We start from the raw sequence: 23,382 nt of genomic DNA, 5'->3' as shown, positions 1-23,382 counted from the left end.
CGAACGGAGCACCGCCGTGCGCACCTTCCTCCGCCCCTTCCTCCTCGGCGCGACCAGCGTCCTGCTGATCGCCTTCCTCCTCGGCGGCCTCACCGTGGTGGCGGGCCAGACCGTCGCCCTCGCCCTCGGCGACCGCCGCCTCATGGAGCTCTTCGGCACGGACGTCACCGAGGTGGTGTGCGTCGTCGCGGGAGCCGCGGGCATCTGCTCCTTCCTCCACTCCTACGTCCACTCGTCCGCGCGGGAGGGAGGTCCGGCCCCGGACGGCGACGCAGTAACGTGACCGCATGATCGTTGAATCCGGGGACGACGGGATCGCCGAGCGTGTACGGGAGTGGGCGCGAGGCCGTGAGGACGTACGGGCCGTGCTGCGGACGGGCTCGCGGGCGCGGCGCGACGGGACGGCGGACGCCTTCTCCGACCACGACATCGAGCTGTACACCACCGACCCCGACCGCTACGAAGACGGCGCGTGGGTCGAGGAGTTGGGCCCGGTCGTGGTGCAGGTCGGCCTCGAAGGGCCGTGGGACAACCCGGCCAGGCTCGTGCTCTTCGAAGGAGACGTCAAGGTCGACTTCCAGGTGGTGCCGGTGGGCCTGCTCGCGACGATGGCCGCGGACGGCCTCGACGACCTGCACGAGCGAGGCTACGAGGTGCTGTGGGACCCCGACGGTGCCGCCGCCCGCCTGCCCGCCGCCACGGGACGGGTGGCGGCCGAGCTCCCCGACGCCGAGGAGTTCGAGGAGCTGTGCGCGGAGTTCTGGTTCGAGATCGCGCATCTGCCGCGCTGTCTCGCCCGGGGCGAGCTGTGGGTGGCCAAGTCCCGTGACTGGACCACGAAGGAACTCCTGCAGAGCGTCGTCGAGTGGCACGCCCTGACCCGCGAGGGCGCCGGCCACGACGTCTGGTACGGCGGCACCCGCATGCGGCAGTGGGCCGCGCCGGAAGTGTGGGCGCGCCTGCCCGACACCTTCGGCGGCTTCGCCGCGGCCGACGCCCTGCGCGCCGCCCGCGCGACCGCCGACCTCTTCGCCCACCTGGCCAAGGAGGTGGCCGAGGCCCACGGCTTCCCCTACCCCCACAAGGCCGAACAGACCATCCGCCCGACCTTGGACGCGCTCCCCCGCGCCTAGGCACGGCCGGTGCCCCTGCGTTCCCTGCCTGCTCCCGCGGCGCGGCGGGCCCACGGGACGCGAGGGAGGCGGTCAGGAACGGTCTCTACGGTGCAACTTCGGTCAGGGGCTGCGGAAGGTCGCCAGTGGCTGGATGATGACCCAGCGAGTATCAGGGGGCGCGTTCCGGGGGGTCGCGATGGTTGAGGGCGGGCAGCCATTCGGTGACAGGTTCCAGCTGATCGAGGAGCTGGGGCGGGGTGGCATGGGGGTGGTGTGGCGGGCCGTCGACACGCTCCTCGGGCGTGAGGTCGCCGTGAAGCACGTGCGCGGGCCCGGGCAGGGGGCCGCGCCCCTGGACACCAAGGCCACCGCGCGGCTGCTGCGCGAGGCCCGCGCGGCAGCGAAGCTCAACCACCCGGGCGCCGTCACCGTGTACGACGTGGTGCGCTCCGGCGCCGAGGTCGTCATCGTCATGGAACTCGTGCGAGGAACCACCCTGGCGGCGCTCGTGGCCAGGGAGGGCCCCCTGCCGCCCGCCCGGGTGGCGTCGATCGGGGCGCAGCTGGCCGAGGTCCTCGGCGCCGCCCACGCCCTGGGCGTGATCCACCGCGACGTCAAGCCCGAGAACGTGATGCTCCTCGCGGGCGGCCGGGTCAAGCTGGCCGACTTCGGGATCGCCCGGCTCTCCAGCGAGGTCACCACCACGACGAGCGTCTTCGGCACCCCGGCCTACATGGCGCCCGAGCAGATCCGCGGGGCGCCCGTGCCCGCCACGGACCTGTGGGCCCTCGGCGTCACCCTCTTCCACGCGGCGGAGGGCGTGTCGCCCTTCGCCCGCCCCGCCGCGGTGGAGTCCATCGCGGCGGTGCTCTCCGACCCGCCGCCCCGGCCCCGCCGCGCCGGGCCCGCCCTGACGGCCGTCCTGGACTCCCTGCTGGCCAAGAACCCGGAGGACCGGCCGCACGTCGCGCGGGCCGCCGCGGAGCTCCGGCAGATCGCGGAGGGCCGCGCCACCACCCTGATGGCCGCCCCGGCGGCGCCCCGGCGTCCGGCCCCCGTGGCGAGCGCCTCGCCCATGCCCGCGCCCCTGCCGGCACCGCCGCGGACGCCGCCGCGGCGGTCCGGGCGGCCCGCCTCCCTCGTGCACCCCGTCCTGCCGGGGCTCCTCGGCCTCGGCACGGTCGGCCTGTGGGTCCTGTCCTGGTTCCAGCTCGACGGGCACGCCGTGCTCACCGGGCCGGGCCTCCTGGTGTTCCGCACGCGCCCCTTCGAGACGTGGTGGATCGACGCGGGCCACACCCCCGACGCCTCCGGCCTCGAAGCCCCCTGGGCCACCGTCGCGGCGGGCTACCCCTTCGGGGACGACGGGGTGCTCAACGCCCTGTTGGTCCTCACCCACCTCCCCTTCCTTGCGCTGCTCGTCGGCTCCTGGGCGAGCCTCGTCTCGACGCGGCGGCGCGTCTGGGCCGGGCTTCTGGCAGGCAGTAGCGTCCTCGCCCTGACCAGCGGCTTCGTCATCAACGGCGTCCACAGGCACTTCGACGCCCCCGGCCATGACGTCTGGCTCAACAGCGGGCCCTACCTCCTGGCGGGAGCCGTCGGCCTGCTCGCCGCCGCGCACCTGGCGCGGCACGGCGGGAGGCGGTCCCTCTCCCTCGACCTCCGCCACCTGCTTCCGGTGGCGGCCGGTGCCGTCACGGGCGCCGTCGCCGCGGGCATCGCCGTGCCGGGGCTGATGAGCGGTGCGGCGGCCGTGGTGGGCACCCTCGCCGTGCTGCTCTGGGCGGGCCTCTTCCTGCCGCACCGCCTCGCCTCGTCGGTGCTCGGCGGCTGGGCGCTGGCGCTGGCCGTTCCGCTGGTCCTCGGGATCACCCTCGCCACGCACCCGGATCCGGCCGCGACCTCCGCACCCGTCGCCACCTGGCGCCTGGTCGTCCTCGCCACGGCGGTGGCGGCGGTGGGCTGCTGGGCCCTGGTCCGCTCCCACCAGGCGCGGGAGGCGGAGGCGGCCCACGCCGCGGCGTTCCTGCGGAACCAGCCCTGGTGACGGGCGGCTCCGCCCCCGCCGCTACGGCCTGCGGCGGGGCTTGCCGCCCTTGGCGCCCTTGGCGCCCTTGGCGCCCTTCGGGCCTCCGGAGCCGCGGCGCGCGTTCTTGGCGGACGGCTTGCCCGCCGCCTTGCCGGTGCCCCTGCCGCTCCCCTTGCCGCCGGGCTGCTGCCGTCGCGCGCCGCCCTTCTCCGGGCGCTTCTCCTTGGGCTCGACTTCGGCGCGGCGGCCCCGGGTGCTGTTGACGGTGCGGCCGCGGACGATGCCGATGAAGTCGTCCACCCTGTCCGTCGTGGCCTCCTGCGGCCACGACAGCGCCACGCGGGAGGTGGGGACGTCCGTGACCGTGCGGTACGTGAGGTCCTTGCGGTGGTGCAGCCGTGCGAGGGACTGGGGGACGATCAGCAGGCCGACGCCCGCCGCCACGAGCTCGATCGCGTCGGCGGTCGTGGCGGGGCGCTCGAGGGCGGGGCGCCCCGGCGGGTGCTCCCAGTCCAGGGTGTCGTCCAGCGGGTGCAGCACCAGTTCGTCGTCGAGGTCGGCCACGGCCACCTCGTCGGCCGCCGCGAAGAGGTGGTCCTTGGGGACCACGACGACCGTCGTCTCCTCGTAGAGGGGAATCGCGCTGAGGTCATCGCCGTCGACCGGGAGCCGTACGAACCCCGCGTCGGCCTCGCCCCTGCGCAGGACCCCGCAGGCCTCCGGCGCGGTCACCTGGAGGAGGGTCAGGGGGATGTCGGGCAGCCGCTCGTTCCAGATGCGCACCCACTTCGAGGGCGTCACCCCGGGGACGTAGGCGAGCCGGAACGCGGGAGAGTCTTCCGAGCCTGTCACCTCGCCAGACTACCGGGCGTAGTCAGCGGCCGACGCACCGGCGGGCGCCGCCGCCGCGGGCCCGCCGTGGTCAGCGGTCGCGCATTCGCTCGATACCCTTGTCCTATGACGTCGCACCACTCCACCCAGACCATGAAGCCCGCCACCGCGGCGAAGAAGCTGGGTGTGTACCTCGAAGCCACCCCCGCCGAGTTCCGCGAGGGTGTGGTCTCGCGGACCGAGCTCAACGCGCTGCAGGCCGACCCGCCCCAGTGGCTGCGCGACCTGCGCGCCAACGGCCCGCACCCCCGCCCCGTCGTCGCGGCGAAGCTGGGCGTCTCCGTGTCGGGCCTCGCCCGCGGCGGCGTCACGGAGGCCCTCACCACGGAGCAGATCGACGCGCTGAAGGAAGAGCGCCCCGAGTGGCTGGAGCGCGAGCGCGCCACGCAGGCCGAGGTCCGCAAGGAGACGGCGCGCCTGAAGGCGAAGAAGGCGGAGCAGGCCGAGAAGGCCGGCCAGGACTGACCTCGGGGCCCGGGGCCCGGGGCGCCTCCGCGCCCCGCCCGGCACCTCCGTCCCCTCCGCGCGCCCCGGGGCCGCGTACCGTCACCGTCCGCGCACGAGGGACAATGGAGGCGTACGACCGCCGTACGCCGCCGCCCACCGCACGCCGCATCAGGAGCCACCGCCTTGTCCGAGCGCACCTCGCACGCCGCCAAGACCGACCTGCAGGCCGACTGCGGGAACTGCTTCGGTCTGTGCTGCGTGGCGCTGCCCTTCTCGCGCTCGTCGGACTTCCCGGTGAACAAGTCCGCCGGGACCCCCTGCGGGAACCTCCAGGAGGACTTCCGCTGCGGCATCCACGAACGGCTGCGCGACAAGGGCTACAACGGCTGCACCGTCTTCGACTGCTTCGGCGCGGGCCAGAAGGTCTCCCAGGTCACCTTCAAGGGCGTCAGCTGGCGCGAGGAGCCGGACTCGGCCCGCGCGATGTACGAGGTCTTCCCCGTCGTCCGGCAGCTCCAGGAGCTCCTCAAGTACACCGCGCAGGCCCTCGACCTGCCCGCGGCCCGGCCCGTCCACCGCGATCTGCGGCGCGCGTACGAGCGGATCGACGCGCTCACCCGGGACACCGTCGAGACCCTGATGGCCGTCGACGTGGACGCCCTGCGGGGTGAGGTGAACCCGCTGCTCCTGCGCGCCAGCGAGCTGGCCAGGGCGGCGGTCCCCGGGCGCAAGAAGAACCACCGGGGCGCCAACCTCATGGGCTCGCGGCAGCGGGGTGCGAAGCTGCGCGGCGCCAGCCTGCGCGGCGCCCTCCTCATCGCGGCCGACCTGTCCGACGCCGATCTGCGCGAGGCCGACCTGATCGGCGCGGACATGCGCGACACGAACCTGTGCGGGGCCGATCTGCGCGGCGCCCTGTTCCTCACCCAGCCCCAGCTGAACGCCGCGCGGGGCGACGCCCGGACGAAGATCTCCCAGCCCTTGGAGCGCCCCGCCCACTGGGCGGCCTAGTCCCGGCCCGGCCCCGCCGGGTACTCTCCTGCTCTCTTCCTTGTCACGTGCCGCCGGTCCTCCCGGCGGCACTACTGTGACCTGCGAACTCTCATCCAACCGGGGCCGAGGGCCAAGACGGTGGGTCCCTGCGGATCCCCGTCGGGGGGTCCCTCACGCCGGTGCCACCACAAGGAGCACGAGATGACCGGGGGCGTTCTCCCTCAGGAGCAGATACCGCTGTTCAACCCCTTCGCCGAAGGGTTCACCGACAATCCCTACCCGCAGTACGCGACGCTCCGCGAAGTCGCCCCTGTCTATCCGCACCCTTTGGGGTTCTGGGTGGTCACCCGGTACGAGGACGTGTTCGGCCTGCTGCGCTCGGGCGCGTCGGTCGAACTGCGTAACGTGAACTCCGGCGCGCTGGAGAACCTGCGGCAGAAGGACGAGTCGCGCAAGACCCCGCTCATCGACGGCTTCTCGATGATCGACCGGGACGCCCCGGACCACACCCGGCTGCGGCGCCTGGTGCAGAAGGCCTTCACGCCGAGGTCGATCCAGGCGCTCGCGCCCCGCATCGGCGAGCTCGTCGACGGCATGCTCGACCGGATCGCCGACGAGGGCGGCGCCGACCTGGTGCCCGCGCTCGCGTCGCCGCTGCCGTTCACGGTGATCGCGGACATGCTGGGCGCCCCGCCCACCGACCACGAGCGGATCCGGGAGCTGAGCGGCACGATCGTGCGCTCCCTGGAGCCCGTCGCCGACCCGGCCGTGATGCAGGAGATCGAGAACGCGGACGCGGAACTGGCCGTCCTCACCGCCGAGATGATCGCCTGGAAGCGGCGCAACCCCGCCGACGACCTCATGACGGCCCTCATCGAGGCCGAGGAGGACGGCGACAAGCTCAGCGACGACGAACTGGTCGCGCAGATCCAGCTGCTGTACATCGCGGGCCACGAGACGACCGTGAACCTGCTCGCCAACGGCACCCTCGCGCTGCTCCGCCACCCCGAGCAGCTCGCCGCCCTGCGCGCGGACGCCGACCTGATGCCCAACGCCGTCGACGAACTGCTGCGCTACGACAGCCCGTTGCAGTCCAGCCGGCGCATCACGCTGGAGCCGACCGTGCTCAGCGGCGTCGAGATCCCCGCGGGCGCGATGGTGGTCGCCGGGCTCGCCTCCGCCAACCGCGACGCGGCGCGCTGGGGCGAGGACGCGGACACACTGCGCCTGGACCGCGAGGGCGCCCGCGCCCACCTGGCGTTCGGCTCCGGCTCGCACCACTGCCTCGGCGCGGCCCTGGCGCGCCTGGAGGCGAGCATCACCTTCGAGCGGATGCTGAAGCGGTTCCCGGACCTGTCCCTGGCCGGTGACGTGACCTGGAATGGCCGCATCAACGTGCGCGGCGTGGCCTCGCTGCCCGTGTCGGCCGGCTGACACGGCTGCCCCCGGCGCGCGCCTGAGAAGGCGCCAGGGGGCTCACCGCCGCGGCGGTGAGCCCCCTGTGCCGTTCCCGGGGTCAGACCAGGGCGGGCTGGGTGGCCTGCTCCAGGCCCTCGCGAAGGCGCCGCATCGACGCCGCGTTGTTGCCGAACTGGTTGATGGCGAACGCGCCCCGGTAGTCGGGGCCGTAGCCGTGCTTGAGGAAGTTGACGAAGGAGCCGCTGGCGCTCAGGTCGACGAAGTAGTGGCGCGCCGGGTCGCGGAACGCGGTGGCCATCAGCTCGTCGAAGCGCACGCGCCCCCGGATCACGTCCCACGCGTAGTCGTCCCAGCCGGTCAGCGCCGCGCCGTCCAGCTCCCCGGCGTACGCGCACGAATAGACCGGCAGGTTGGGCGAGTTGACCGTGACCGCGCGGCCCAGGCTCCGGCACTCGTGCCGGATGTCGTCGACGAGGCCGGAGTGGAAGCCGTGGCGCACGGGAAGGCGGACGGCGATCACCCCTTCCGCGTCGAGCGCGGCACGGGCCTCGGTGACGCGCTCGGCCTCGCCGCTGACGACGAAGTTGCCGGTGGTCTCGCCGGTGAAGTTGACGCCCGCCAGGGCCAGTCCGGCGAACAGGTCGCGGCGCCGCTGGTAGAGGGAGGGCGGGGCGAGGACGCTCAGCATGCCGCCGGGGCGGCAGCGCGCCTGAAGGAGGTGGGCCTGCTTCATCACGAGGTCGAAGCCGTCTTCGAAGGACATCGCCCCGGCGACGGTGGCCGCGACGTACTCGCCGAGGCTGTGGCCGAGGACCGCGTCGGGGCGGAAGCCCTCCGCGCGCAGGGTCTCGGTGAGGCTCCAGCCGATGCTGTAGAGCGCCGCGTGCGTGTGCAGGACGTCGTCGAAGTCCTGGCCGCGCCGGGCGTTGTCGTACAGGGCCGTCACCAGGGACGTGCCCTGCGCGGCCGCGTAGAGCGCGCCGCACCGGTCCATGGCGTCCCGGAACGCCGGGTGGGTGTCGTACAGCTCCTGCCCCATGCGGTAGTACTGCGTGCCCTGGCCGCCGTACATGAAGACGACCTCGGGCCGCCGCAGGGGCCGACGGGGGGCGGGGGCCGCCTCGGGCGCCGGGGCCGCGGGCTCCTCGAAGGACAGCGGCTCCTCACGGATCTTGCCGGTGAGCTTGGTCAGGACGGTGCCGGGGCCGATCTCCCGGAAGTCGTCGTGGCCGCGCGCCATCAGCCAGGAGAGGGACTCGTACCACCGCACGGGGCTCGATATCTGCCGCACGAGGAGGTCGGAGTAGCCGGTCGTGGGGTACGGCCGCGCCGTGCAGTTGGCGATCACGGGGATGCGCAGCGGGCGGAAGTCGACCCCCGCCAGATGGCGGGCGAACTCCTCCTGGACGTCGGCCATGCAGCGCGAGTGGAAGGCCGCGCTCACGTTGAGGGGGATGAACCGCGCCCCCGCCGCGGTGTAGGCCTCGCGGACGGCCGGGGCGTGGACCTCGTCGTAGGCGCCCGAGAGGATGCACTGCTGCCGGGAGTTGATGTTGGCGATGTCGATGCCGGAGTACGGCAGGGCCGCCAGGATCTGTGCGACGCGCTCCTGGTCGAGGTTGACGACGGCGGCCATCGCGCCCTTGGGGGCCCGGCTCATCAGCTCGCCGCGCCTGCGCACCAGGTCGAGGCCGGTCGTGAAGTCGAAGGCGCCCGCGGCGAACAGGGCGCTGTACTCGCCCAGGCTGTGCCCGGCGACGACGGCGGGCGGGGCGCCGCCGGAGTCGACGTGGTCGAGGTACTGCAGGGCGCTGACCGCGTAGAGGGCGGGCTGGGTGTACTCGGTGCGGTTGAGGACCCGGTCGGGGTCGTCGACGCACAGGTCGCGCAGCGAGTAGCCGAGCAGCCGGTCCGCCCGGGCCACGAGGTCGGGGTACTTCTCGAACAGCTCCTTGCCCATGCCCTTGCGCTGGGAGCCCTGTCCGGGGAACACGTACACGGAAGTCATGTGATCACTCAGCCGTCGCGAGAGGTGCCGGTCCGCCGGGGGCGGTGTCGGAGGAGGTGTCGGAGGAGGGCGGGGTGCCGCCCGCGGCGAGGGCGCCGTAGGCGGCCAGGCGCTTCTCGAGCAGGGCCGCGGTCTCCCGCAGCAGCCGCTCGGCGATGACGTCGACCCTGCGGCCGCGCCACGGTTCGAGGTCGGTGCCGCGCACCCAGGCATTGAAGGCGCCGAGGGCGGGGCCGCAGTGGATCTGGTAGTCGACGCGCTGGTCGGCGCCGCGCAGCGCCAGGCGCGTGGAGTGGACGAAGTACCAGCGGAAGACGTGTGCCATCTTCTGCTTGGGGCTGCGCTCGACGTCCGCGAGCCGGGCGGGGAAGCGCCGGGCGAGGTACGCCCGGGTCTCCTCCCACACCTCGTCGAGGGAGCGCTTGAAGTACTTGGTCTCCAGGGTGGCCCGGGTGCGCGGGTCGAGGTCGTCGAGGGAGTCGTGGCGTACGTAGAGCTCGTACAGCTTCTGGGCGCGGGCGGGGAAGAACGTGCTCTTCCTGACGGCCTGGACGCGGGCGCCGACCTCGAACATGTCGCCCGCGGGCGCGTACTCGGTGTCGTGCACGCCGAGGCCCTGGAGCAGGTCCTTGACCGCGTCGCTGGTCCCGGCCTCCACGGTGCACTGGTTGATGGAGCCGGTCACGAGGAACTCGGCGCCCAGGGTCAGGGCCGCGAGGGCCGCGTCGGGGGTGCCGATGCCGCCCGCCGCGCCGACGCGCACGGCGGCCTCCTCGCCCTCTGCCGAGTAGCCCTGCTCACGCGACACGCGGTCGCGCAGGGCGCGCATCGCGGGCATCAGGACGTAGGCGTTGCCGCCGTCGGTGTGGCCCGCGGAGTCCGCCTCGACGCACAGGTCCTGGGCCAGCGGCAGACGGGCCCCGAGCGCGGCCTGCTCGGGGGTGATGAGCCCGTCGTCGAGCAGGCGGCGCACCAGGGGTTCCGGGGCCGGGCGCAGGAAGTGCTCGGCGACCTCGGTGCGCGAGACCTTGGCGATGATGTGGTGGTCCTGCCGCAGGCGCCCCCCGGCGTCGGTGCCGAGGCCCGCGAGGCGGTAGTGGACCAGGGGCAGCGTGGGCCGCAGATAGGCGGACGCCTCGACGGAGCGCACGCCGTGGCGCAGGTACAGCTCGACGGTGCGGGCCTCCAGTTCCGGGTCGTCCGGGTTGTTGAGGAGGTTCATGCCGAAGGCGCGGCCGGGGTCCAGGCCCTTCCTGATGCGGGTGATCGCGTCCTCGACCTCGTCCAGGGGGAGGCCTCCGGTGCCGAAGAAGCCGAGCATGCCCGCGTTGCCGAGCGCGGTGACGAGGTCGACGGAGGCGATGCCCTTGTACATCGCTCCGGCCGCGTAGGCGTAGTCGACGCCGTGCGCCGCGCGGAAGTGCGGGCTGCCCAGGGCCCGGGGAGAGAGGGCGGGCGGCGGCGTGGCGGAGTGCGGGGGCTGTGGTTCCACGGTGGTCTCGCTCGGGGACGGCTGGGGGCGGGTCGGGGGCGCGGGCCGGGCCGCCGGGGCCGTGGCCGTGGCCGGGCCGGGGGCCGTGCCCGGCTCCGGGGGCGTGCGCTCCCAGGGGAAGACGCCCTCCTCGGCGTAGCGCCGGATGGCCCGCACGTTGTCGGGGTCGCCGAAGACCTGGCGGTTGGTGGCGAGCGCGACGTCCTTGGTGTGCTCGGTCAGCGGGGACAGCTCGCGCAGATACGCCTTGTAGCGCGTGACGCCCTTCTTCGACAGGCGTCCCAGGCGCTGGAGGTGGCGCCGCAGGAGCGCGTCGCTGGGCGTGCCGAGGGCGTCGACGAGCCCCCACTCGTGGGCCTGGCGGGCGTCGACGGTCTGGGTGGTGGCGGCGAGGTAGTGGGCGCGCTGGAAGCCGGTCCTGCGGATCAGATAGGGCAGCACGACGGCCGGGACCAGGCCGAAGAGCAGCTCGGAGAGGCTGAAGGTCGCGCTCTCGTCGGCGATCACCACGTCGCACGCGGCGACGAGGCCGACGCCGCCCGCGTTGGCCTTGCCGCGCACGTGCGCGACGGTGAGCACGTCGGCGTAGGCCATGCGCCGGAACAGCTCGTACATCGGCTCGGGGTCGAAGGACGTGTCCCGGCCCGAGCGCGCCGCGTCGCTGATGACGCCGAAGTCGGCGCCGAAGCAGAACACCTCGGGCAGCCCTTCGAGGACGACCACGGTGGTGTGCTCCGCGCGGGCGGCGCGCGTGAAGACGTCGTCGAGTTCGTGGACGAGCGTGGCGTTGATGGCGTTGCCCGCCTCGGGCCGGTGGATCTGCGCGAAGAGGACGCTGCCCTGTTCGCGGACGCGCAGGGTGGAGTAGGTCAGTCGATCCATGCGTACTCCCGGTGGAACTCCTTGATCGCGCGCAGGACGAGGCGCGGTGAGGAGGCGGCGCCGCGCGGTGCGGTCCTGGCGACGAGGTCCTGGTTCACGACGGTGTCGCGGGTGCCGACGCGGACGAAGGCGCTCTCGCGGAGGAGTTGGTCGTACTCGTCGAGGGAGAGCTGGTAGCGCCCGTCGAGGTGGTCCTCGATGCCCATGGCCCGCAGCCGCTCGGCGCCGTCGGGGGTGACGACGCCGCTGTAGAACTCCGAGCAGCAGCCGGATCCGTAGGAGAAGAGTCCGACGCGCCGAGGGTCGGGGTAGCTGCCGGTGCAGATGGTGCCGGCGAGGGAGAGGAAGACCGTCGCGCCCATGATGTTGCCGACGCGGCCGCAGTAGCTGAGGCCCGGGGCGACGCGGCGCTCGAAGTCCTCGGCGACCTCGGCGCCCTTGGCCCCCGCGACCTTGCGCATCATGGTGCGGTGGGCGCCCTTGACCATGCCGCCGAAGGGGGTGTGGAAGGCGAGGTACTGGAAGGTGTCGCGGTAGTTCGCGCCCTCCACCTTGGCCTCGTAGGCGCGGTAGGCCTGCTCGCAGCAGTCGAGGTACGACATCAGGGAGAGGTCGACGTCGCCCGCCTCGCTGTCGGGGGCGGGGCGGCAGGTGTCCATCACCTCGTAGCCGTAGGTGCCGCTGGCGCCGACGTCGAGCTGGAAGACGTGCGGCTCGGCGCTGACCAGCAGGGCCACCGCGCCCGCGCCGCCGCTGGGCTCGGCATAGGCCCAGTCCTGCGCGGCCACGTCGTCGCCGTCCTCCAGGATGTAGCGCGAGATGTCCGTGGCGATGACCAGGGCCTTGGCGCCCGGCGATGTGCCCGAGAGGATGAAGTTGCAGGCCATCTGGAGCCCGGCGGTGCCCGCGTAGCAGGCCTGCTTGAGCTCGAACATGCGGCAGTTGCGGCTCAGGCCGAGCTGGTCGTGCAGATAGGTGCTCGCCGACTTGGAGAAGTCGAAGCCCGACTCGGTGCAGGTGATGAGGAGTTCGATGCGGCTCTTGTCCTCCTCGCTCATCCGGTCGAGGAGCGGCCGGGCCGCGTTGGCCCCGAAGGTGACCGGGTCCTCGAAGGGCAGCGCGACCGTCTTCTCCTTCATCAGGAGGTTGTTCAGGCGCGCGAGGTCGAGCTCGCGGTGCCGCGCCAACTGCATGACGTCGAGCACGGCCGAGCCGCCGAACACGTTCATCGCTTCGATACCGACGCGGGACATGGGGTTCGCTGTTCTGCTCTCTATGCGGCGCACGCGCTCAGGCACAGTGCGGTGTTGATGCCGCCGAAGCCCATGCTCAGGCTCAGGCAGTGCTGGATGTCGGCCTCGACGGCCGTCTCGCGCACCCAGCGGAGGGCGTCGTCGACGGGTTCGGCGAGGTTGCGCGTGGGGTGCAGGCGCCCGTGCCGCAGCTGCAGCAGGGACGCGGCCGCCTCGACGGCTCCGGCGGCCGTCAGGCCGTGGCCGGTGATCGACTTCGTGGCGTTGACGGCGGCGTGCGTGAGGCCGCAGGCCTTGAGCGCCGCCACCTCGGTCTCGTCGCCCGTCGGGGACGCGGTGCCGTGCGGGTTGACGTAGTCGATGTCCCGGGCGGTGAGCCCGGCGCGGTCCAGGGCCTGGCGGATCGCGGCGGTCTCGCCCGCGAGGGACGGGTTGGGGTTGCGGTTGCCGTCCAGGCGCACGGACCAGCCGCCGATCCGCGCGTACGGGGCGGGGGCGTCCGGGCGGGTGCCCCGGCGCTCGATCACGAGGGCGGCGCAGGCCTCGCCGTAGACGAAGCCGGACCGTGCCGTGTCGAAGGGACGGCAGGCCGCGGCGGGCGCCTCGGCGTGCTCCTCGCCCGCCATGGCGCCCATGGCGTGCAGGCCGTGCAGCTCCCAGTACGACAGGTCGGCGAGCGCGCCCAGGGCGACGCACACGTCGACGCGGCCGGCGGCGACGGCCTCGGCCGCCTCGATGACCGCGAGCTGCCCGCTGGCCGAGGCCCCGCCCACGGTGTGGGCGAAGCCGCGGATCCCGAAGGCGCTCGTGCACAGGCCGCACAGGTCGGTGTCCAGGTACGACAGGCCGTAGCTGGGCCGCAGGAAGTGCGGCTTGGCCCGGTGCCGGTCGTGGGCCAGGACGAGTTCGCGCTGCTGGAGGTTGCTCCCGCCGATGACGAGCCCGACCCGGTCCGGGTCGTACCCGTCGAGGCCCGCCTCGGTCCACGCCTCTTCGAGGGTGGCGAGGGCGACCTGTCCGGTGAGGGACGCGGTGCGCAGCTCCCGGGCGCCGAGCCGGGTGGGCGGCGCCTGGGCGGGCAGTTCGGCGCCCACGAACCGGGTGCCGGACTGCCGCCCGGGCCGGTCCATGACGGCGAACCGGTGCTCTCCCGCGAACAGCGCCCGGGTGAAGGCGGCCTTGCCCCGGCCCACGGCGGTGGTGACGCCGATGCCGGTGACGACGAGCCCTGCGGAGTCGCTCACGTCACCCGGCCTTGACCGCTGCCGTGTCGCTGAGGTGCTGCGCGAGCTCGCCCAGGTTCTGCGGCCCGTGGGTGTCGACCAGGGGTATGTCCAGGTCCATCTCCTCCAGGACGGTCATCACGATCTCCGCGCGGTCCATGGAGTTGGCGCCGAGCGCGTCCAGGGTGTCGGTCTCGGCGAAGTCGTGGTCGGCGAGTTCCGGGAGGATCTCGCGGACGGCGTCGACGATCAGGGTGAAGGTCTTGTCCTTGGTCATGTGCGCGCTTTCGCTCGGAGGGGCTTGCGGAGGGACGTGCGGAAAGGGGTCGGGTCGGTGGCCGGGGCGGGGTCGGTGCTCATCCGAGCCCGCCGTCCGCCGCCGCCTCGCGCAGCTGCGCGAGGCTCGCGCCCGGCTGCGTGACGATCTTGAGCAGCAACCTCTCGTAGGTGGCCGCCAGGGCCCGGGCCGTGCTCCTGGCGTACAGGTCGGTGCTGTACTCCAGGTAGCCGCGCAGGCCCTCGGGGGTCTCGCGGACGACGAGGTTGAGGTCGAACTTCGCCGTGCCGCTGTCGGTGGGCAGCGGCACGAAGCCGAGCGCGCCGGGGTCGGCCGCGTCCCGGGGCGCGGCCTCGGCGGCGGGCACCAGGTTGAACATGGCCTGGAACAGCGGCGAGTGCGCCGGGTCGGGCTCGGGCACCAGGGCCCTCACGAGGTCGGCGAACGGGACGTCCTTGTGCTCGTGGGCGGCGGCGGTGACGCGCCGGGCCTGGGCGAGGAGGTCGTCGAAGGCCTGCTCGGGCCGTACGTCCAGGCGCATGACCAGGACGTTGATGAAGTAGCCGACGAGGCGCTCCAGCTCCGGCCGCGGACGGTTGGTCACCGGCGAGCCGATGGCCAGGTCCCGGTCCTCCGTCTGCGCGCCGAGCAGCGTCGCGAAGGCCGAGAGGAGCGTCAGGTAGAGCGTGCCGCCGCGCTCCTTGCTGACCCGCTTGAGCTGGTCGAGCACCGCGGCGGGGACGTTCACCTCGACCGACGCCCCCTGGTACGACTTCGCCGCGGGCCGCCGGTAGTCGGTGCGCAGCGCGGTGCGGGCCGGCAGGCCCGCGAGCCGGGAGCGCCAGTAGGCCTCCTGCCGGGCGCGGGCGTCGGCGTCGACGACCCGGTGCTGCCAGTGCGCGAAGTCCGCGTACTGCACGGGGAGTTCGGGCAGCGAGGGCTCTTCGCCGCGGCTCAGCGCCTGGTACAGGGCGTTGAGCTCGGCGATGAACACGCCGGTCGACCAGCCGTCGAAGATGCCCCAGGGGCGCGTCACGACGGCGACGTGCTCGTGCGGCGCGAGGGTCAGGATGTGCACGCGCAGCATGTGCCGGTCCTCGGGGTCGAACGGCCGCAGCCGCTCGGCGCGCAGGTACTCGGCGACCGCGCCGTCGCCCGTGACGTCCTCGAAGGCGACGGCGAACCCGGTGGTGTCGTTCACCCGCTGTACGTGGGTGTCGCCGCGCCTCGGGTAGCTGGTGCGCAGCACGGCGTGGCGGGCCACGAGCCCTTCGAAGGCGCGCGCGTAGGCCTGCCGGTCGAGGGGGCCGATGATCCGGTAGGCCATCTGTACGTTGTCGTACGACGAGCCGAGGTGTGCGCGCGGGTTGAGGAACCACAGTTCGCTCTGCTGGAAGGAGAGCGGGCTCTCGTCGCCGGGGCCGGTGACGGGCACCAGCGGAACGGCCCCGTCGGCCGCGGGGCCCGCCGAGGCGTCGAGTGCGGCGGCCAGCTCGCCGAGGGTGGCACCGGCGAGGATCGACTGGAGCGGCAGCTCCTTGCCGGTCTCCTGCTTGACGCGGATGGTGAGCCGGGTGGCGAGCAGGGAGTGCCCGCCCAGGTCGAAGAAGCCGTCCTGGAGCCCGACGCGGTCGAGGTCGAGGACGTCCTGGACGAGGCGGCACAGCGTGCGCTCGGTGGCGGTGCGCGGCGCGACGTAGGCCTCCTTGTGCACGTCGGCCTCGTCGGGCGCGGGCAGGGCCCGCTTGTCGACCTTGCCGTTGGGGGTGAGCGGCAGCTCTTCGAGGGCGACGAAGACGCTGGGGACCATGTATTCGGGGATGCGGCCCGTCAGGTGGTCCTTCAGCTCCCGGGTGAGGGCCTGGCCGGTGGTGGCGATCTGCGGCACGTTCGCCAGGTGGGTCGCGCTGTAGGCGGACCTGGCCAGGGCGGTCGGCCGCTCGTCCTTGGCGAGGATCAGGTCGAGGCCGTCGAGGCGGTCCTGGGACCAGGTCAGGGCGGCCCGGTAGCCGAGCTCCTCGGCGTACGCGAGGACGTCCTCCAGGTCGCGCACCCGCTGGGCGGCGGCGTCCGAGAGGCGGTGCGCGCCCAGGGGCTCGACGTGCTGCTGCGCGGTGGTGCCGCGCAGGCTCTCGGCGGCGCGGACGTCGTCGGCGACACGCGGGTTGTCCAGGCCCGTGACGCCGAACCGGGTGCGGCCGCCGTCGGCGAGCAGGGCGCGCAGCTCGTCGGGCGTGGTGGCGGTCAGCCACGGCAGGTCGCCCTCGGCGGTGGTGCCCGTGCCCTTGGTGAGGACCACGTCGTAGCGGTAGCTGAGCATTTCGTTGCCGCCGGTGCCGCGCTTGACGGCGATGTCGACGGAGCCGACGTCCGCGAAGCGCTCGGGCAGTCCGGCGAAGTAGCTCGGGCTGACGAGGAGTTCGGTCTCCTGCTGGCGGCGGCGCTGCACCTGGCGGGCCAGGGCGGTGACGGAGGTGCGTGCGGCCAGGCGGCTGCGCTCCACGGCCGTGACGTGCGCGGAGAACAGGTCGAGGTTCCTGATGTCGCCGAGGAGGATCCGGCCGCCGTCGGCGACGAGCGGCAGCAGCCGCTCGATGACCTCCTCCAGGTAGAGGCGGTTGGGGAAGTACTGGGCCACGGAGTTGATGACGACGGTGTCGAACTTCTCCGTGGCGGTGAGGCCTTCGGGCACCGGCACGGACCGGGCGTCGCCCTGCGCGAGGGTGACGTGCGACCAGCCGCGGCGGTCGGCGCCGCGGCGCACTCCGGCCAGGGCCGACGCGGAGATGTCGACGGCGTGCACGGCCTCGCAGGCTCCGGCGTAGCGGAAGAGCAGCAGGCCCGTTCCGCAGCCGACCTCCAGGAGCCTGCGGGGCCGCAGCTCCTCGATGCGGCGGACGGTGCCGTCGATCCACTCGCGCATCTCGTGCTCGGGGATGGCGTCGCCGGTGTAGCTGCTGTTCCAGCCGACCAGGTTGAGGTCGTCCCCGGAGCCGTCCGGGGCGCCGGGGTTGTCGGTGGTGTGCGCCTGCTCCTGCGCGTCGGTGCCGTACTGGTCCTCGAAGAGGTCCTGCCACTGTTCGAGGCGGTCGGCGTTCTGTTCGCGCGCGGTGGCGTCCAGCCAGGTGGTGGTGGGCCGTACATAGGCGACGAGCTTCTTCGTCTCGCCGTCGGCCAGGGTGGTGACGACGGCGCCGCGCACGGCGGGGTGGGCGTGGAGCGCGTTCTCGATCTCGCCGAGTTCGACGCGGAAGCCGCGCACCTTGACCTGGTCGTCGACGCGGCCGACGAACTCCAGGGCGCCGTCGGGCAGTCGGCGCACCAGGTCGCCGGTGCGGTAGAGGCGGGCCCCGGGACGCGTGGCGAAGGGGTCGTCGACGAACCGCTCCTTCGTCAGCTCGGGGTTGCCGAGGTAGCCGCGGCCGACGCCCGCGCCGCCCACGCACAGCTCGCCGACGACGCCGAGCGGCACGGGCCGCAGGTGCGCGTCGAGCACGTGGGCGGTGGACTGGGCGATGGGCCTGCCGATGGGGATGACCGCGTCGTCAGCGATGTCCCGGGGGATCACGTGGCAGGTGGAGGCGATGCTGTTCTCGGTCGGGCCGTAGGCGTTGACGACGGTCAGGCCGGGGTGGGCCGCGTAGAGGCGGCGTACGTCCTTGGCGGAGAAGGCCTCGCCGCCGACGCCGAGGTAGGTCAGCGGCAGCCGCCGCCCCTGTGCGGCTTCGGCGAACGCGGGCAGGAAGGCCGCGGACAGGGCCATCATCGTGACGCCGGAGCGCTCGGCGCGGTCCAGGAGCGCGCCCACGTCCTTGGAGTCGCCGTCGTGCAGGACGAGCCGTCCGCCGCACAGCAGCGGGCCGAGGACCTCCTGGGAGCCGACGTCGAAGGAGATCGAGGAGTGGTGGAGCACGACGGTGTCGGGGTCCGTCGGGAAGTAGTCCGGGTTGCGTACGAGACGGACGACGCCGCGCTGTTCCACGAGGACGCCCTTGGGGACGCCCGTGGAGCCCGAGGTGAAGATGGCGTAGGCCAGGTGCTCGGGCGTGAGGCCGAGTTCGGCGCGCGTCAGGTCGTGCTCGGGGCGGTCGGCGAGCAGCTGGGTGCCGTCCCCGGCGCGTTCGCCGGTGTCCAGGTGGACGACCTGGGGGCGCTCGCCCCCGTCGGCGCCGTCGAGCGCACCGGAGGGGAGGTGGGACTGGCTGAGCACGATGTCGACGCCGGAGTTGGCCACCAGGGTGCGGATGCGCTCGCGGGGGTAGTCCGGGTCGATGGGGACGTACGCGCCGCCCGCCTTGAGGATGCCGAGCAGGCCGGTCACGAGCTCCGGGGAGCGGCGGGCGCACAGGCCGACCAGGGTGTCGGGGCCGACTCCCTGTGCGCGCAGCCAGTGGGCGACGCGGTTGGCGCGGGCGTTGGTCTCGGCGTAGGTGAGGCGCTGCTCGCCGTGTTCGACGGCGATGGCGTCCGGGCGCTGCCGTACGTGCTCCTCGAAGAGCTCGAAGAGGCAGTGGTCGTCCGGGTAGGGCTTGTCGGTGTCGTTCCACTCGGTCAGCAGGCGGTGGCGTTCCGCGGCCGGGAGCACGTCGATGTCGAGGGCGCGCGTGCCGGTGCCGTCGTCGGTGGCCAGGGCGTCGACGAGGCCGGTCACCGCTGCCTCGACGTAGCCGAGGACGGCGTCCGGCGAGAGCGTGGCGTCGACCTGGGCGTTGAGGGACAGTTCGGTCCCGGTGTCGTCGACGGACACGCCCACCGGGTAGTTGGTGCGGTCCAGGGAGCCCAGCCAGCGGATGCCGAGGTCGTCCAGGGTGGCCGGGCCGAGGTCGCCCCGGCGCGGCTCGAAGTACCGGTAGTTGATCATCGAGCTGAACAGGGTGGCGTCGCCGTCCAGGCCGCTGGAGCGCTGGGCCAGGGTCAGCGCGCTCTGTTCGTAGGCGATGAGGTCCTTGAGGGAGGCGTCCACGGCGGACACCAGGTCCTTGACGCTGCGGTCGGCGAGGCGGACGCGCAGGGGCAGGGTGTTGATGAAGTTGCCGAGCATCCGCTCGACGCCGGGCACGCCCTGGAGGCGGCCGGACAGGACGGTGCCGAACACCACGTCGTCGCGTCCGCCGGTGGCCGCCGTGACCAGGGCCCAGGCGGCGTGGAAGAGCGCGGCGGGGCTGATCCGCAGCCGCTGGGCCTGCTCGCGCAGTCTGCTCGTGAGGGCGGGCGGCAGGGAGCGGCGCAGGTCGCGCACGCGGCTGCCGTCGCCGTGCACGTCGACGAGCTGGAAGGGCGTGGTGGGCTCGGTGACGTCGCCCAGCTCGCGGCGGAAGTACGCCTCGGCGTCGTGGGCGGCGAGCTGGTGGAGGGTGTGGCCGACGAAGTCGCGGTAGGCCGGGGCCGGGGGCAGTTCGTCGGCGCGGCCCGCCATGTGCGCGGCGAGCTCTTCGAGGATGAGGCGCAGCGAGGTCGCGTCCTCGATGAGGTGGTGGACGCGCAGCAGCAGGAAGTGCCGGGCGGAGTGCGGGTCGGCGGCGACGGCGAGCCGCAGCAGCGGCGCCCGGTCCAGGGCCATGCTCCCCGGGTCCGCGAGCCAGGCGCGGGCCTGTTCCTCGGCGGCGGCGGAGTCGGCGGCGTCGAGCGTGCGCCGCTCGACGTCGAGGCGGACCTCGCGCAGCACCACCTGGACGGGCTCCCTGAGGCCTTCGGTGACGACGGCCGTGCGCATCACGTCGTGCCGGTCCACCACGGCCTGGAGGGCCGCCACGAAGGCGTCGCACGTCTGCCGGTCGGGGGCGGTGAGCAGGATGGGGATGACGTACGGGTCGTTGGCCGGGTCCATCAGGTGATGGAAGAGGATGCCCTCCTGCGAGGGCACGAGCGGGTAGACGTCCTGCACGTTGGGGGCGCCGCCGGGCACGCGGGACACGACGGCGTCGACGGCGGCCTGGTCGAGCCCGGCCAGCGGCAGCATGTCGGGCGTGAGCCGCTCGCAGCCCGCGGGGATCGCGGGGGCGGGCACGGTGTAGCCGGTGGCGGCCGGTCCCGCGCGGTCGATGTCGGCGGCGAGGTCGGCGAGCGTGGGGCTGCTGAAGACGCTGCGCACGGCGACGTCGAGGCCGCGCTCCTTGAGGCGGGCGATGAGGACGGTGATGAGCAGGGAGTGGCCGCCGAGCGCGAAGAAGTTGTCGTGCGCGCTGATGCGGTCCTCGTCGAAGCCGAGGAGTTCGGCCCAGGCGGCGGCGAGCGTCCGCTCGGTGGCCGTGCTCGGCGGGGTGTACGCGCGCTGCGCGAAGGCCTCGATGCCGGGTGCGGGCAGGGCCTTGCGGTCGAGCTTGCCGTTGCCGGTGATGGGCAGCCGCTCCAGGGCCACGAAGGCGCTGGGGACCATGTAGTCGGGCAGGGTCCTGCGCAGGTGGCGGGCGAGGTCGGCGCGGTGGTCGGCCTCCTGCTCGGGCGTGTCCGCGCCGGGCGTGCCGGGGCGCAGGACGGTGTAGGCGACGAGCTGCCGGTCGCCGGGGGTGTCCTCGCGGGCGATGACGCGGGCGTCCTGGACGGCGGGGTGTTCGGCGAGGCGGGCCTCGATCTCGCCCAGCTCGATGCGGAAGCCGCGGATCTTCACCTGGTCGTCGTTGCGCCCCAGGTATTCCAGCGAGCCGTCGGGCAGCCAGCGCGCCAGGTCGCCCGAGCGGTACATCCGCGCCCCCGGCTCCGCACGGAAGGGGTCCTCCAGGAACCGCTGCGCCGTCAGCTCGGGCCGGTTCAAATAGCCCCGGGCCACGCCCTCGCCGCCGACGTACAACTCCCCCACGACACCGACCGGTACGGGCTGGCCGTGTCCGTCGAGGACGTAGGTGCGCAGGTCGGGGATGCGCTCGCCGATGGGGCTCACGGTGCGGTCCGCGTCGGCCTCGGTGATCAGCCGGTACGTCACGTGCACGGTGGTCTCGGTGATGCCGTACATGTTCACCAGCTGGGTGCCCTGGTTGACGGGGCGGCGCAGCCAGGGCTTGAGCGAGGCGACCTCCAGGGCCTCGCCGCCGAAGACCACGGCTCGCAGGGCGTGCGGCCGGGCGTCGTCGCCCTGTGCGGCGATCAACTGCCGGAAGGCACTGGGGGTCTGGTTGAGGACCGTCACACCCCGCTCGCACAGCAGCCGGTAGAAGTCCTCCGGACTGCGCGTCACCGCCTGCGGCACCACCACCAGACGGCCGCCGTGCAACAGCGCACCCCAGATCTCCCACACGGAGAAATCGAACGCGAACGAGTGGAACAACGCCCACACATCACGCTCGCCGAAACGGAACCAGTCGTCCGTCGACGTGAACAGACGCACCACATTGCGGTGCTCGACCACCACACCCTTCGGCACACCCGTCGAACCCGACGTATAGATCACATAGGCCGCGTGCGAGGGACCGACGCCGCTGCCCGTGACGTCATCGGCCGACAGGGCCGCCCACTGATCGGCGTCCGCGCGGACATCCACGACCGGGACCGACGGGACAGCCAGGCCCTCGGGCAGCACCCCGTCGGTCACGAACACCTGGGGTGCGCTGTCGTCGAGCACGTGCGCGAGGCGGTCGGCGGGGGACGCCGGGTCCAGCGGCACATAGGCGCCGCCCGCCTTCAGGACGGCGAGCACGGCGACCACGAGGTGTTCGCTGCGCGGCAGGCACAGCGCCACCAGCACGTCCGGACCCACACCCAGACCCCGCAGATGACGCGCGAGACGATTCGCCCGCGCGTTCAACTCCCCGTAAGAGAGACGGCTGTCCTCGAACTCCACCGCCACCGCGTCCGGAGTCCGGGCCGCGATCCGCTCGAAGCCCTCGTGCAGCGGCCGCGTCACCGGCTCGACCGCGGGCGCCTCGTTCCACTCGGTGAGCACTTGGCGGCGCTCGGCGGCGTCGAGGGTGCTGAGCCGGGAGAGCCGCTCCCCCGGTGCGGCGACGACGGCGTGCAGCAGCGCGGTGTAGTGCCGGACGAAGCGCTGGACCGTCTCGCGGTCGAAGAGGCCGGTGTTGTACTCGAAGGCGCCGATGACACCGTCGGGGGTCTCGCGCAGGTCGAGCGTCGCGTCGAACTTCGTGATGTCGAAGTCGAACTCGATGAGGGAGACGTCGAGGTCCCCCAGGCGCACCTCGCGGTCGGTGTGCGCCTCCTGGAGCACGAACGCGACCTGGAACAGGGGCGAGTGGCTGAGGCTGCGCTCCAGCTGCAAGGCGTCGACGACCGCTTCGAAGGGCACGTCCTGGTGGCTGAAGGCCCCGAGCGCCACGTCCTTCACCCGGCCGAGCAGGTCGGTGAAGGCCGGGTCGCCCGACAGGTCGGCGCGCATCACCAGGGTGTTGGCGAAGTAGCCGATGAGGCCTTCGGACTCGATGCGCTGGCGGTTCGCGACGGGGGTGCCGATCGCGATGTCGGTCTGCTCGCTGTAGCGGTGCAGCAGGAGGGCGTAGACGGAGAGCAGCGTCATGTAGAGCGTGACGTCGTGCTGCTCGGCGAGGGCCTTCAGCTGCCGCAGGAGCTCCTCGGGCAGGTGGAAGCGCTCGTGCGCGCCCTCGTAGGTCTTGATCGCCGGGCGGGTGCGGTCGGCGGGCAGGGGCAGGCGCGGGTCGACGCCGTCGAGCCTGCGCGTCCAGTAGCCGAGCTGGCGGTCCTGCACCTCGTCGACGAGCCACTGGCGCTGCCAGTGGGCGTAGTCCGCGTACTGGATGGGCAGCGGCGCCAGCGGCGAGGCGTCGCCTGCCTGGAACGCCTCGTACAGCGTGACCATCTCGCGGAAGAACACGCCGAGCGACCAGCCGTCGGAGACGCTGTGGTGCATGGTCACGAGCAGGACGTGTTCCTGCTCGGACTCGCGCAGGAGGCGGACGCGGATCAGCGAGTCGCGGGCGAGGTCGAAGGGGGCCACGGCCTCCCGCTCGCAGATCGACGGCAGCTCCGCGGGGTCGGTCAGCTCCTCCTCGCCGACCGTGAAGTCGCTGCCGTCGCCTATCTCCTGGTACGGCACGCCGTCGCGCTCGACGAAGCGGGTGCGCAGCGCCTCGTGGCGCTGGACGATCGTCGACAGGGCGCGCAGCAGGGCGGGGCGGTCGAGCGGGCCGCTCAGCCGCATCGCCATCGGGATGTTGTAGTACGCGCTGGTGCCGTCCAGCTGCGCGAGGAACCACAGGCGCTGCTGGGCGAAGGACAGCGGGACCGGCTCGTTCCCGGTGTGCGGGCGGGGGCCGATCGCCTCCAGGGCGGACAGGTCGACGCCCTGCTTCTTCAGCATCGCGATGAGGGCGCGCTGCTTGTTGGCGGGCAGCGACTTGATCTTCCGGATCAGGTCGAGGGAGGTGCCGTTGTTCGGGGTGCTCATC

General features: G+C 73.1%; 13 protein-coding genes. 6 read left to right on the top strand and 7 right to left on the bottom strand.

Translation table 11 applies throughout. The annotated features are described in order from the left end of the window. The first annotated feature begins 16 nt into the window (after positions 1 to 16). The 3 genes from AC5WAM_RS39110 (at position 17) to AC5WAM_RS39100 (ending at position 3,162) form a co-directional block, all read left to right on the top strand. A complete protein-coding gene (locus AC5WAM_RS39110; protein ID WP_495520544.1) occupies positions 17 to 283 on the top strand; it encodes a hypothetical protein in 267 nt (88 codons plus the stop codon). A gap of 4 nt (positions 284 to 287) precedes the next feature. After that, positions 288 to 1,133, top strand: coding sequence for an aminoglycoside 6-adenylyltransferase (locus AC5WAM_RS39105; protein ID WP_495520543.1), 846 nt, complete (start codon positions 288 to 290; stop codon positions 1,131 to 1,133). A gap of 178 nt (positions 1,134 to 1,311) precedes the next feature. Continuing rightward, positions 1,312 to 3,162 carry a serine/threonine-protein kinase gene (locus AC5WAM_RS39100; protein ID WP_495520542.1) on the top strand — a complete coding sequence of 617 codons (1,851 nt, stop codon included), beginning with the start codon at positions 1,312 to 1,314 and terminating at the stop codon, positions 3,160 to 3,162. A gap of 21 nt (positions 3,163 to 3,183) precedes the next feature. Here AC5WAM_RS39100 and AC5WAM_RS39095 read toward each other — a convergent pair whose 3' ends face one another. Then, positions 3,184 to 3,996, bottom strand: coding sequence for a LysR family transcriptional regulator substrate-binding protein (locus tag AC5WAM_RS39095; RefSeq protein ID WP_495520541.1), 813 nt, complete (start codon positions 3,994 to 3,996; stop codon positions 3,184 to 3,186). 105 nt (positions 3,997 to 4,101) lie between these two features. Between AC5WAM_RS39095 and AC5WAM_RS39090 the strand changes: the two genes are divergently transcribed. The 3 genes from AC5WAM_RS39090 (at position 4,102) to AC5WAM_RS39080 (ending at position 6,909) form a co-directional block, all read left to right on the top strand. Further along, entirely contained in the window at positions 4,102 to 4,500 is a 399-nt protein-coding gene (locus AC5WAM_RS39090; protein WP_366793921.1) for a DUF5997 family protein, read from the top strand. Between the two features lie 165 nt (positions 4,501 to 4,665). Next, on the top strand, positions 4,666 to 5,493 hold the full coding sequence (locus AC5WAM_RS39085; RefSeq protein ID WP_366793919.1) for a pentapeptide repeat-containing protein: 828 nt from the start codon (positions 4,666 to 4,668) through the stop codon (positions 5,491 to 5,493). A gap of 183 nt (positions 5,494 to 5,676) precedes the next feature. After that, the gene (locus tag AC5WAM_RS39080) at positions 5,677 to 6,909 is read left to right on the top strand and encodes a cytochrome P450 (RefSeq protein WP_366793918.1); all 1,233 of its coding nucleotides are present in this window, start codon (positions 5,677 to 5,679) and stop codon (positions 6,907 to 6,909) included. A gap of 82 nt (positions 6,910 to 6,991) precedes the next feature. On the opposite strand, the gene fabD is transcribed toward AC5WAM_RS39080, so the two are convergent. The 6 genes from fabD to AC5WAM_RS39050 form a co-directional block, all read right to left on the bottom strand. Further along, positions 6,992 to 8,902, bottom strand: a complete 1,911-nt coding sequence (gene fabD / locus AC5WAM_RS39075; RefSeq protein WP_495520540.1) for an ACP S-malonyltransferase — start codon at positions 8,900 to 8,902, stop codon at positions 6,992 to 6,994. Between the two features lie 4 nt (positions 8,903 to 8,906). Continuing rightward, complete coding sequence (locus AC5WAM_RS39070; RefSeq protein WP_495520539.1) at positions 8,907 to 11,276, bottom strand: enoyl-CoA hydratase/isomerase; 2,370 nt, start codon at positions 11,274 to 11,276, stop codon at positions 8,907 to 8,909. Further along, positions 11,264 to 12,529, bottom strand: coding sequence for a hydroxymethylglutaryl-CoA synthase family protein (locus tag AC5WAM_RS39065; protein WP_366793915.1), 1,266 nt, complete (start codon positions 12,527 to 12,529; stop codon positions 11,264 to 11,266). The genes AC5WAM_RS39070 and AC5WAM_RS39065 overlap by 13 nt, the downstream gene beginning before the upstream one ends. A gap of 20 nt (positions 12,530 to 12,549) precedes the next feature. Next, a complete protein-coding gene (locus AC5WAM_RS39060; protein WP_495520538.1) occupies positions 12,550 to 13,773 on the bottom strand; it encodes a beta-ketoacyl synthase N-terminal-like domain-containing protein in 1,224 nt (407 codons plus the stop codon). Position 13,774: 1 nt separating this feature from the next. Beyond that, entirely contained in the window at positions 13,775 to 14,029 is a 255-nt protein-coding gene (locus AC5WAM_RS39055) for an acyl carrier protein (RefSeq protein WP_366793912.1), read from the bottom strand. Between the two features lie 79 nt (positions 14,030 to 14,108). Then, a complete protein-coding gene (locus AC5WAM_RS39050; RefSeq protein WP_495520537.1) occupies positions 14,109 to 23,381 on the bottom strand; it encodes an amino acid adenylation domain-containing protein in 9,273 nt (3,090 codons plus the stop codon). Position 23,382 lies beyond the last annotated feature (1 nt).

It is taken from the genome of Streptomyces sp. JLYT201 (assembly GCF_059448825.1).
Note: the sequence above shows the minus strand (reverse complement) of the source record. Positions and strands in the feature narration are given on the sequence as shown.